This is a genomic window from Peribacillus sp. AS_2 (assembly GCF_026891895.1).
GTDB lineage: Bacteria > Bacillota > Bacilli > Bacillales > DSM-1321 > Peribacillus > Peribacillus frigoritolerans.
In genome coordinates, this window is record NZ_JAPTGA010000002.1 from 404,073 (window position 1) to 415,978 (window position 11,906).

Consider the following 11,906-nt stretch of genomic DNA (forward strand, 5'->3'; position numbering starts at 1 on the left):
CATATCCCCCTATTCCAAAATGGCCCAAATCAATTCATTAAGTTCCATTTCCATGTTCTTCCCTTGATGTAGCGTAGTTATCTCATTCTTTATGGAAAGCGATTTCCCTTCTATTAGCGAAAGATTATTTTCACTTTCATTGTTGCTTATACATTCTTCCATTTGTTTTGCTTTAAATATCCGGATCATCCTGTTTTTCATTCCTTGGTCCATTGAAACCGAATCAAGTAATTCCCATACCGATAATGGTGGCAGCGAACCCCGTTGGATAATATATTCAAGGGTTAAATACGAACGGTATACTTGTACCCATATTTTTAGCTCTTTTCTTTCGGAACCCCTTGTTTTTGTCAATTGTTGAAGATTGTCGCTCATCATCCGATAGTAATGGTGCCCCAGTGCCTTTTTGGAATAGCAATCCGCTATCAAACCAGTCATCTTCCTATAATAAACCGGATGGGCTATCAACCTGATAGGTGACTGAAACAATTCAAATAGAGCAGGGTTACTCTTAAAGGTAAGTCGGGATGATTTAAAGAGATCCCAGCCTTCCATGTCTAATAGGCCTTCTTTCACTTGAATGACTTCAACTGGCTGACTCAAGCTCAAGTATGATCGCTTATCATTATGAACATATATAAACCGAACATCGAAATCCGATTGGACCGATGATAAACCAAAAGAATGGCTGCCAGTAACAGCAGCCATCAATATCGTTATATCCTCATTTTTTTCCAGGTATCTCAAGCGTGAAATAAGGTTTTCTTTCATGAATGAACCTCGTTTCTATTTCGAATGCATTTTAGCCAATTCCGCTACAGCATTTTCATAATACGGTAAATCAACCGTTTCCTCCAATGCTGCACGTAAACCTGCAAAGATATCCGATACTTCCGTCTTAAACTCTTTTTGAATCGCGAGTAGCTCTTGATCGAGGACTTCATTATACATTTCGTAAATCCGCTCACCCTGTTCTTTTGCATATATAAGGGCAGGTTCATCCAAACGCTTCTGAAGACCCTCGCTCATTTTCGCTTTTTCATTCTTTTCAAAGAAAGATTTTGGATTCTTGAATAATGCCAATTCCTTTTTGAATTCCCCTGTATCCAATTGGGCAAAAGCTCCAGTGAATTCAAGGGATTCCCTCTCATTGGGTTCATATGGCTGTAATGAAAGGGTTCTTCTAATTTTTTGCATTTGCTGAAGCAAACTGCCCTGTTTCTCATTCAGTAATTTATTTACGAACATTTCCGTCCTTAAAGCCGTTGCCCGCATTTCCTGGGCAAGGTCAAAGCCTAACGCATCCAATAAGTTCTTCATCGATTGCTTGAGGACAATTTTCAGATCGCCTCCATCATCTTTTAAAACAGCTGGATTGAACGATTCTTTGAAGAAATCATTAAACCGGAAGAAGACCCGTTGTTTACTATAGAAAGTCAATTCGTCTATCTCTTTTTTCAACCGTTGCTTTTCGGCATCCCCTTTAATGACTGAAAGGAGTTCCGAAATGGCATGTGACTCATGAGAAAGTGTCTCCAGGGCTTTTCGTTTCGCTTTCTCATCCTGTCTGGAAGCTGTAATTACATCTCGTAGCAATTCTTCGGTTCTTTTTACAGCCGCTTGAGCCGATTCAATCGCAAGTCCAGTTAAATCGTTTTCTATGAAAGAATCGAATTGGCCTTGGAATTCCATGATTCCGCTATTAGGAAGGAATGAATGCTTAAACGAACCAGGCGTTTGTTTTTCCATCAACGCCCCCTTACTCGTAAGCGGGAACAGTTTTGGAAAACGGATACCGAATCCATTCAATTGATCTGTGACATAATCCATCACTTCGTCCAATTCGTCAGTCGTTTGTGCCAGGTCGACGGCATTGACGATGAAAAACATCTTATCCATAGCGAAAGAATCTTTCACACGTCCAAGCTGTATCAGGAACTCCCTGTCCGCCCGGGAAAATGGATGATTATAATAAGTCACAAATAGGATGGCGTCCGAATTCTTAATATATTCGAAAGCTGCTCCAGTATGGCGTGCATTAATCGAATCGGCCCCAGGTGTGTCAACAAGTACCATCCCCTGCTTTGTCATTTCACAGTCATAACGCAATTCGATCAGATCAACAAGACATGACTTGGACTCTTCCGCAGCAAACCGTTTAAATCCTTCAAGGTCTACCGTAACCACATTTCCTAAATCATTTTGGTACTCGGGAAGCCCTTGATGAAACGCCCTAAGAAACGATAAGTGCGTTTTACCCTTATCAACTTCCCCTGCCTTCGCAATGATTTGCCCTGCTAGTTGCAGTGCTTCATCCAGAGTCTTTGCCGATTTATCAAAAGCTGCCAATGCCAGGCTTACATCTTCCAACAGCATCGCTTCGGTCTTTAATTTGACGGTTGCCGTACCATGTGGGTGCTCAGCGTCCGAAGACATGATTTTGTTGATTGCGGCAGTTGTCGGATTTGGTGAGACAGGAAGGACGCTTTCTCCCATCAAAGCATTGGCAAAAGAAGATTTACCCGCACTGAATGCACCGAAGAGGGCAACCGTGAACGTCTGTTGTTCCAAGCGATTTGCCTTCTCTTTCAATTCTTTATAAAGCGATTGAAACCCTCTCAGAGGTTGGATCAGCTCGGCCGCCTGTTTTAAACTCGCTGCAGTTTCCACCAGCTTTTCTTTTCCGCGTAAATCAGTAGCATCAGATGAAGAAACAGTCACGGAAGGTACAGCATCCGTGATTTCTTTAACATGATCACTTACAGATTGTTCGTTGACGGACCTTGAATTACTTACTTTATCGGTTGTCATGATTTTGACTGTAATATTATTTTCCTCTTCATTCCATTCAGTTAACAGCATATCGATTTCACGCTCATCGACCAATGATTCAGTTTGATGGGCAATGGCCTCTAAACGTTCCGTTTGGTACTCGATTTCCGCGTTCATCGCAGCAGTAACTTTAAGGGCTTCCGCAAATTCAGAAAAACCTTCAAGTTCCTTATCGATGGACATGGACTGCTGTTCCACTATTCCTTCCATAACGGTAACCATATCATTCAAAAATCCTTCTGATACATCGCGTGCTTTCTTTTTGATGGCTGATGCCAAATCATTCGTATAGTTTAAAACGTATTCACCCGTAATATCGACTTGAGGCTTCAAAGAGTTTTTTATGTAAGATTCCGTTACCTCGATCTGAAGTGCCTGAGCCTTACTTTCAAGTGTTGAATCATGGATTTCCGCTTGATTAAGCGTTTTAACCGCCAGTTCTTTAAGATGCCATTCAAGCTGGGTTTTCACCTTTTCTTGCAGATCGCTCAAGAACGCCTTAATACGTGCCTCACGTTCGGCATCCGTTTTTTTCTTGGCAAATAATAGACCCATTTTAAAGTCCGGCTGAGCCGATTCCAAGAATGATTTACCTAGGTCCCGTGTTGCCGCCGGCATGATGTATGCGCCTTTTAAAATGGTTTCCAATGCATCGGCATACTGGCCCTTGATTTCCTCTATGCGTCCAGTCAATGATTTTTTTTCTTTCAATAGGCTGTCCACCTGATTCGTCAGGTGTATCCGCTCTTCATGAGGCAGTTCTGATAATACTTCAATATCATCGGCATGTTCCTCTTCATACTGCTCCTTCAGCCAATTAAGATGTCGTTCGACAAGGGCATTAGCCGATTGCATGATGGCATCCTTCCCATCATCTAAACCTTTGCCCGCCATTTCATATATGAATTGCTTGACCACTTCTATTTCATTTTCGGTATTGTTCAAGTCTCTTACGGATGTATAAAAAATACCATCAGGATATACATTCCAGTTCGCAAAAGATTCAGAAACGGAAAGCTTGAAGTCTTGAAACCCAAGCTCCTTTTCATCATGCTTATCGATCATATTGATAATTAAGTATGTCGGTTTTTCAGCCTCCAACAATTCTTTCGTGAATAGGAAGTTCACTTCTGATTGGACGTGATTGTAGTCCATGACATAAAAGACGACATCAGCTAGATGCAGGGCAGATTCCGTAGAAACTCTATGTGCATCGTCTGTCGAATCGATTCCTGGCGTATCCATGATCGCACATGAATCCGGCAGTGAAAAATCATTGGAACTTATCGTTATTGCCGATACTGAATCTCCATCCTTGGCAAATCTCTTGACCTCTTTAAAATCATAAGGTGCAGGAAATAAGACTGGTGGCTGATGATGGTAAAAGACTTTGGCATAGTCTTCCCCTTTTTGTACCTTTACCGTATTTGCACTCGTAGGAATCGGACTTGAAGGCAATACTTGATCACCAAGGAGAAAGTTGATCATACTAGATTTCCCCGCTGAAAAATGCCCGCAAAAAGCAATGATGAACTCCTCATTATTCACTTTCATGATTAACTGTTTCATTTTATCTGCATTGCCTGTATCACCTGCCGATTGAAATTTCTCATACATGGCAGTCAAAATTCCCAATTTGGACTGTTGCTTTAATGTTTCTTGAATCATGAATCCATACCCCTTAATCTATCGTCATTTTGATATTCTTATTGTAAACGATTTCGTTTGTTATTCATACCGTCAGCTTTATTTTTACTATATGATTCATTACAGGCCATGTTCAAAAAAAAACCACCAATTGGTGGATTCGCGCAATTTGATCCTATTGTTGGAATGCAAAAAAAAAACCAGGATGTTTACCTGGTTGTTGGGGTGGGGTTAAAAGCAGCTCGGTTTTCCATTGGTGACCCGGTATAAGGTTTTACTGCCTTTGCCGGTTTTTGAATATTATTCAATACATGTTTCATCACAAAACCATATGTAGCGATTGTCAATAAAATGAATACCCAAACCATTACCAACACCATCCTCTTTTATATTGATTAGCTTTTAGTTTTTAATTAAAATAAATGATTGAAATCCGAATGAGAATAATTTTCATCTTCATTTAGAATCTTATCACGAACGATAATCATTTTCAATAAGTAATTTCATTTTTTTATTATTCTCCCTTAAAAACCGTAGAATATTCCGTGTGTTCCTTTAATGCCTTCTCTTCCAGTGGGATTCTTACCATCATCATCCAAACATTCAATAAACTAAAGATGATAGCAGTATAATATGCATTGAATAATAAGGAAATAACTAAAATCTCAGTTGCCACTATGATATAGTTCGGATGTTTGAAAAATTTATAAGGACCTTTAATGACTACATCGGCATCAGGAACCACTATGATTTTTGTATTCCAATGTTTTCCCAATGAACGGATTACCCAAACCCTTCCTGACTGCGCAATTAGAAAAAGGGTCAGCCAAATCGGCCAAAGTCCAGATATATCCCTTTCAAGGGCGACCACTTCAATAATGAGAACAATAAAAAAACTAAGATGCATCAGAACCATCCATTTGTAATGGGACTCACCGTATTCTATTGCTCCTCCGGCTTTCAACTGTTTTTCATTTTGTTTGGCGATATATAATTCAACAAGGCGCTGTATAGCGATCAAGATAATGAAAATGGCGAAGATCATCACTTCCACCTCATTAACACAAGTTCAGATGAAAACCCAGGCCCCAATGCAGCAGCCAGGCCCACCTCACCTTTATTCCCGCCCCTCTGCATGAACCTCTCCAGAACGTACAAAATAGTCGCTGAGGACATATTGCCGAATTCACGCAATACGCTCATTGACTCTCCCGTCATGCTTTCATCGAACCCGAGGGCTTCGTGATAAGCATCAATTACTTTCTTGCCTCCAGGATGAGCGATGAAATCTTTTACATCGTTTAAATCGAATCCATTCTCCATTAAGAACTCTTGAACATTCGGTTTAAGCCAATCCTTGATGATTGTAGGGATATCTTTCGAAAAAATCACGTATAACCCTTGATCTTTAACATCCCACCCCATTACATCCAATGAATCCGGCATTAGTGTCGATTGCGAATCCAAAAATTGCAAATGTCTTACTTTTTTTGAGAACTGTTCACTCGGCACTTCATCACCGCAAACCAAAACACAGCTTACTCCGTCGGAAAATAGTGAAGTCCCAATTAAATTGCTTTTGGAGATGTCATTCCTTTGAAATGTCAGACTGCATAACTCCACGCTTAAAACAATGACCTTCGCAGTCGGGTATGCTTGGCAATATTCAAAAGCACGTGATAGGCCACTCGCTCCCCCTGCACAGCCAAGCCCCCAAATCGGAATCCTTTTAGCATGCGGGTTAAATGTAAGTTCATTCATTATTCTGGCATCAATGGTCGGGGTGGCAATCCCCGTGCTTGAGATAAAGAAGAAAGCATCTAGCTCGTTTGCCTGCAGTCCTTCTTTTAAAAATTCTGTGTTGGCTAAGCATTTTTCTATAGCTTCTTTCCCAAATTTGATTGCCTGCTTTATATATAAATCATTCCGATCGGCAAAAGAATGATCCTCTTTAAACCAATCGAGATCATTTGAAAAATATCGATTTTCCACTTGTCCATTCTTAAAGGCCTTTAGTAACCGTTCTATATTCTTAAATGATGCTCCAAATATTTCTCTCGAAAATTCCATGATTTTTTCTTGTGAAAGCAAATGTGGCAGCTTTACATGAGATGCAGATAATAAATACGGCATGATTCCACCCCTAAATATTCATGATATGGTTAATATACCCACCGCGGCATCAATTATGCTTTATAGCTAAATGGTGATATGTATGGGATGAGTAAAACGGTGAAATCATGTTTGAATCCTTTGCAGCAGAATTCGGCAGCATGCTTGCCGGTAATGTTACCGCCTCTTTAGCAGGAGACAAAGCATTGGTTAGTATTACACCCCCCACGTCATTTTGGGCAATGGCGATAAAATGGCAAGGTACTCTTCATATCACCTTAATAATCGATATGTATACACGATATAATAAAACCCCCTTACCTATAATTTGGTAAGGGGGTGCTTTCAGTCTTCTTTCTTTACTGAAGATTGATTTTGCACTTGTATAATGATGTTTTGAAACTCCTCTTTTCCACACACACTGCACCTATACTCCTGACTTAGTATGGTCCGGCAATGAATACAATATTTTTTCTCCATCCCTATCACTACTTTCCTGAACATATACTATCAATATATTCAAAAAGTGAAGAGAGTTTCCTTTTATCTGACAAAACTCTAAATTCATTATCCTAAATGAAAAAAATACCCAAAATCCTCTTCACTTGAGGATTTTGGGTAGGTGAATCTATCAAGATTACCGAATCTATTTTTAATCAGGCTACATTTTGCCCTTCAATACGCGCTTCCTTCACTTTCCCTTTTGTAGGGATGATGTTAAAGACGATATTCAAGAATATGGCTGTCAAACTTCCGGCAACAATACCGTTTTCCGTTAAGATTTGAAAGCTTTCCGGAATTTGCGCAAATAGCTCAGGAACGACGGTAACCCCGAGTCCCATCCCTACTGAACAAGCGATGATCAATAAATTTTCTTGAGAAGCAAAATCAACTTTGCTCAACATCTTAATTCCAGCGGCAATTACCATCCCGAACATCGCCACCATTGCCCCGCCAAGCACGGATGAAGGGATAATTGTCGTGAATGCACCGATTTTTGGAACAAAACCTATGAAAATAAGAATGCCAGCCGTTGTGAATATGACATTTCTTGTTTTAATGCCTGACAATTGAATCAAGCCGACATTTTGTGAAAAAGCTGTATACGGAAACGCATTGAACAAACCGCCAATCATGATGGCAAGTCCTTCAGAACGATATCCGCGAGCCAGATCGTCTTCTGAAATTTCTTTGTCCGTGATTTCACCAAGAGCATAATAAACACCAGTCGATTCCACCAAGCTGACGATCGCCACCAATGTCATTGTAATGATTGCCGTGACGTTGAATGTCGGGGTTCCAAAGTAGAAAAAATGAGGCATATGCAGCCAAGTGGCACTGACAACCGAGCTAAAGTCCACTTTCCCAAGGAAGAAAGCTGCAAATGTTCCTACTAACAGGCCCAATAAAATAGAGATGGAGCGTACGAATCCTGATGAGAATTTATACATGAATATAATGAATAACAAAGTTCCGAACCCAAGAGCTACATTATTCAAATCTCCGAAATCAGCAGCTCCTTGGCCACCACCAAGGTTGTTGATGGCAACAGGAATGAGCGTAATGCCAATAATCAAAACGACCGATCCAGTGACAATGGGCGGGAAGAACCTTGCCAGTTTTCCGAAAAACTTACTAATGATAATGACGATCAATCCCGACGCCAAAATAGATCCATAAATGGAGTTGATTCCATATTGCGTACCAATTGCAATCATCGGGCTAACTGCTGTAAATGTACAGCCCAGGACGACCGGAAGCCCAATTCCAAAGAATTTATTTTTCCATACTTGCAATAAAGTTGCTATCCCGCACATCAAAATGTCTATCGAAACTAAATAAGTTAACTGTGCTGCAGTCAATTCCAGCGCCCCACCGACTATCAATGGAATGACGACTGCACCGGCATACATGGCTAGAACATGTTGTAATCCTAATGAAGCAACTTTTAATGGAGATTGATTAGACATTGACGGCTTCTCCTTCCTTTTCCTCAGCAAACGTAATCTCACCGAATTTCAACTCAGCAATCCGTGCAAGTGATTCCACTTGAAAACCTTGTTCCCTAAGATCCTTACCACCGCTTTGGAATGCTTTTTCAATCACGATGCCGATTCCGGCCACTTCTGCTCCAACCTGCTTACAGATTTCCACCAACCCACGTGCTGCCTGTCCGACAGCAAGGAAGTCATCGATGATCAAAACCTTATCTCCAGCTTCAATATATTTATTGGAAACCGTAATGGTATTGGTTTCTTTTTTTGTAAAGGAATGAACGGACGCCGTTATTAAATCATTTGTTAAAGTAAGTGATTTACGTTTACGGGCAAAAATGAGTGGAACTTCCAATTCCAGCGCAGCCATCAAACCAGGTCCAATGCCAGAAGATTCAATTGTCAGCACTTTCGTTATTTCCTTTTGTTCGAAACGTTTTACGAATTCTTTACCAATTTCTTTCATTAACATAGGATCCATTTGATGATTTAAAAATGAATCTACTTTTAAAATATCTTCTGATAAAGCTTGACCCTCGGACAAAATTTTATCCTTTAAAAGTTGCATGAAGGTTCCTCCCAATCTTGGATGTTTATTGACCCATAAACTATGCAATTGTTTCCAGGCATATAAAAAAGCCCAAGAAACATTGCTGCACTTTTTTTGAGTGAAGCAATACTTCTTGGGCATGAATGAAAAATGAATCAGGAAAAGCCTTCATTATGCAACAAGATCTATTACTCACCCATAGTCGAATTATTTACGGTAATCCGGTAGAAACTTGCAGGCCATATCCCTGCTATTATACGAGTGAAACTTAATATTTTATTAATATATGAATTATAACAACGCTGACTCTATTTGAAAAGTTATTTTTGTTAAAAACCGAACTTTCAATAAAAAAAATAAGTCATCATTCGTATTAATAGAAAATTGTGAAATCACTAAACCTAAATAGCATGGGTTTACCTATAAAGAAAAAACATCGCTGTCCTTCAAATAACCTTTACTGGTATTTTGCTCATGCCCTTTTATGGTTTGTACAATTTGACCTTTGATTTCCTCAACAGTTACTCGCTTTCCGCGGGCGGTCCGCCCACGTCGCTTATGCGCCTGCGGGGTCTCCCCTGGACTCGCTTTTCTAAGCAGGCGTCTCGCATATTCCGTTCAACTTTGTTTTAACTTTTAGAACCCTTTTGCCTATAAAGCATGATTCTATTCAGCGAAATGAACTGGAAATGATTACTTATAAAGAGGGTTATCGTGAGTACAAATCGCCAAAACACATCTGTGCAACATCCTCATCTTTATCACAGTGTACAAAAAGAATTTCAAAAAGTGGTGACACGGCCTATCTGGCAAACATATGTGGAAGAGGCAGATCATCAGCGTCATCATTTTGATGTAAAAACTATATATGCGAAACGTAAAGAAACGATTGAGCGTGTATTCGGGAGATGCAAAGGAATGGTATGCAGTGGACTACTTTAAGGGGACTTAAAATTGTAGATGCAGGCGATGCTTACTTTTTTCGCTGGATTACTTTAAAAAAGATGGCCAATTGGACATAGTAAGGTCAAAAATGGCCTAACCTAGTGGGCTTGTAGAGCCCCAATCGCTTAATTCCAGGCGGAAATTTAAAGGGAATTACCAAAAGGGGTTCGGAATTTTTAATTCCGAACCCCTTTTGTCTACAAACTTAGAAGGCCTTTACACTTAATGCAAGTCCTTCTTCCTTTGATTCATTTGATTTTATAAACTTCTTTATATTTATCTTCAAGATACTTTATTAAATACTGAACATTCAGACCTTCCCCTGTCGTTTCTTTCAAAATCTCCAAAGGTTTTTTTGTTTTTCCATATTTATGTATCTTTTCATTAAGCCATTCCCTGATTGGCGCAATATCCCCCGCTTCCAACAGTCGATCAAAATCAGGCAAATCTTTAAGCATCGCTTGCTTGATTTGGGCTGCATACATATAGCCCAATGCATAAGAAGGGAAATAACCAAAGCTCCCATCTGCCCAGTGTACATCTTGCAACACGCCCATGGCATCATTTTCAGGAGCAATTCCCAAATAATCCTTATATTTTTCATTCCAGATTTCCGGTAAATCCTTCACTTCAAGTTCTCCATTAAAAAGAGCCTTTTCCAGTTCATACCGAATCATTATATGTAGAGGATACGTCAGTTCATCTGCTTCAATACGGATGAACGATGGTTTCGATTCGTTAATGCCCCGGTAAAATTCATCAAGTGTCACGTCATTGAATTGTTCGGGGGCATATTCTTTTAATAAGGAGAATTTATTTTTCCAGAAGCTATGGTTCCGTCCAATGAAGTTTTCGAAAAATAAAGATTGTGATTCATGGATCCCCATGGATGTCCCGGAATCAAGAAGTGTTCCGGTTAACTCATTGGCGATATTCTGTTCATAAATGGCATGTCCACATTCATGAATGGTACCAAAGATTGCCCCCCTAAAATCATGTTCATCGTATCGGGTTGTCACCCGGACATCTCCCCTATTTATTCTAATTTCGAAAGGGTGAACCGTTTCATCCAGCCTGCCAGCCTTGAAATCGTATCCTAGCTGTTTTAGAATTTCCAAGTTGAGTTGATGCTGTTTTTCTTTTGGAAATTCTTTATAAAGGAACCCTGTTTCAGGTCTATGTTCGCTTGTTGCAATCTGTTTTACCAAAGGAACGATCCTCGACCGAAGCTCACTGAATACGCTGTCAAGTACATCTACAGTCATGCCTGGTTCATATATATCCAAAAGGGTATTATATTTCGTCCCTTCATATCCCCAGTATTCTACAAACCTGCGGGTATACGCTACAATTTGCTCCAGATAAGGTTGAAATAAAGAAAAATCAGCTTTTTCCCTTGCCTCTTCCCATGCACTTTCAGAACGCGATTGTAAAATGACGAATTCCTTATATTCGTTTGCAGGAATTTTCTTATTCCTTTCAAAATCTTTCTTACACTCTTGCACCATTTTATTAGTCGTTTCACTAAGAGGCTCCTTCGAAAGTTCTGCAATGAAGGATTCCATTTCTTTACTTGTGCTCATATTAAACACTTCGGAGGAAAGCACCCCGATAACTTCGGAACGCTGCTCAACTCCCTTTTTCGGTGCACCTGTACGCAAATCCCAAAAAATTAACGCGAGTGCTTCATTATACGCCGAGATTTTCTTTACATATTCTTTAAACTCTTTTTCTATCAGATCGATACCCTTTTTAGTCATAGTCACTGCTCCTTCCAACTACACTTTACCATATTATACAAAAATCATTCCTATCAGAACCACTCC

General features: G+C 39.9%; 9 protein-coding genes and 1 riboswitch. Of the genes, 1 reads left to right on the plus strand and 8 read right to left on the minus strand.

Going from position 1 to position 11,906, the window contains the following annotated elements; genetic code table 11:
- Nucleotides 1-9: 9 nt before the first annotated feature.
- From OTG27_RS04745 to OTG27_RS04775, 7 genes are all read right to left on the minus strand, one after another.
- On the minus strand, nt 10-771 hold the full coding sequence (locus OTG27_RS04745) for a nucleotidyltransferase domain-containing protein (RefSeq protein ID WP_268936368.1): 762 nt from the start codon (nt 769-771) through the stop codon (nt 10-12).
- A 15-nt stretch (nt 772-786) separates the two neighbouring features.
- Nucleotides 787-4,500 carry a dynamin family protein gene (locus OTG27_RS04750; RefSeq protein WP_268936369.1) on the minus strand — a complete coding sequence of 1,238 codons (3,714 nt, stop codon included), beginning with the start codon at nt 4,498-4,500 and terminating at the stop codon, nt 787-789.
- 188 nt (nt 4,501-4,688) lie between these two features.
- Complete coding sequence (locus OTG27_RS04755) at nt 4,689-4,847, minus strand: hypothetical protein (protein WP_186442078.1); 159 nt, start codon at nt 4,845-4,847, stop codon at nt 4,689-4,691.
- Nucleotides 4,848-4,993: 146 nt separating this feature from the next.
- Nucleotides 4,994-5,524: an isoprenylcysteine carboxyl methyltransferase family protein gene (locus tag OTG27_RS04760; RefSeq protein WP_268936370.1), complete on the minus strand. Its 531-nt coding sequence runs from the start codon at nt 5,522-5,524 to the stop codon at nt 4,994-4,996.
- Complete coding sequence (locus OTG27_RS04765) at nt 5,524-6,612, minus strand: type III polyketide synthase (RefSeq protein WP_145504731.1); 1,089 nt, start codon at nt 6,610-6,612, stop codon at nt 5,524-5,526. The genes OTG27_RS04760 and OTG27_RS04765 overlap by 1 nt, the downstream gene beginning before the upstream one ends.
- Nucleotides 6,613-7,247: 635 nt before the next feature.
- Complete coding sequence (locus OTG27_RS04770; RefSeq protein ID WP_098186724.1) at nt 7,248-8,561, minus strand: nucleobase:cation symporter-2 family protein; 1,314 nt, start codon at nt 8,559-8,561, stop codon at nt 7,248-7,250.
- Complete coding sequence (locus tag OTG27_RS04775) at nt 8,554-9,153, minus strand: xanthine phosphoribosyltransferase (protein WP_057277826.1); 600 nt, start codon at nt 9,151-9,153, stop codon at nt 8,554-8,556. The genes OTG27_RS04770 and OTG27_RS04775 overlap by 8 nt, the downstream gene beginning before the upstream one ends.
- Nucleotides 9,154-9,314: 161 nt before the next feature.
- Nucleotides 9,315-9,416, minus strand: a riboswitch (purine riboswitch).
- Nucleotides 9,417-9,849: 433 nt separating this feature from the next.
- Here OTG27_RS04775 and OTG27_RS04780 point away from each other — a divergent pair.
- Nucleotides 9,850-10,077: a hypothetical protein gene (locus OTG27_RS04780; RefSeq protein WP_098864328.1), complete on the plus strand. Its 228-nt coding sequence runs from the start codon at nt 9,850-9,852 to the stop codon at nt 10,075-10,077.
- Nucleotides 10,078-10,328: 251 nt separating this feature from the next.
- On the opposite strand, the gene OTG27_RS04785 is transcribed toward OTG27_RS04780, so the two are convergent.
- On the minus strand, nt 10,329-11,840 hold the full coding sequence (locus OTG27_RS04785) for a carboxypeptidase M32 (RefSeq protein ID WP_268936371.1): 1,512 nt from the start codon (nt 11,838-11,840) through the stop codon (nt 10,329-10,331).
- Nucleotides 11,841-11,906: the final 66 nt, after the last annotated feature.

Coding starts and splice junctions, on each gene's coding strand:
- OTG27_RS04765 (WP_145504731.1), bottom strand. CDS start 6,612: ATGCCGTATTTATTATCTGCATCTCATGTAAAGCTGCCACATTTGCTT.
- OTG27_RS04775 (WP_057277826.1), bottom strand. CDS start 9,153: ATGCAACTTTTAAAGGATAAAATTTTGTCCGAGGGTCAAGCTTTATCA.
- OTG27_RS04785 (WP_268936371.1), bottom strand. CDS start 11,840: ATGACTAAAAAGGGTATCGATCTGATAGAAAAAGAGTTTAAAGAATAT.
- OTG27_RS04760 (WP_268936370.1), bottom strand. CDS start 5,524: ATGATCTTCGCCATTTTCATTATCTTGATCGCTATACAGCGCCTTGTT.
- OTG27_RS04750 (WP_268936369.1), bottom strand. CDS start 4,500: ATGATTCAAGAAACATTAAAGCAACAGTCCAAATTGGGAATTTTGACT.
- OTG27_RS04770 (WP_098186724.1), bottom strand. CDS start 8,561: ATGTCTAATCAATCTCCATTAAAAGTTGCTTCATTAGGATTACAACAT.
- OTG27_RS04755 (WP_186442078.1), bottom strand. CDS start 4,847: ATGGTTTGGGTATTCATTTTATTGACAATCGCTACATATGGTTTTGTG.
- OTG27_RS04745 (WP_268936368.1), bottom strand. CDS start 771: ATGAAAGAAAACCTTATTTCACGCTTGAGATACCTGGAAAAAAATGAG.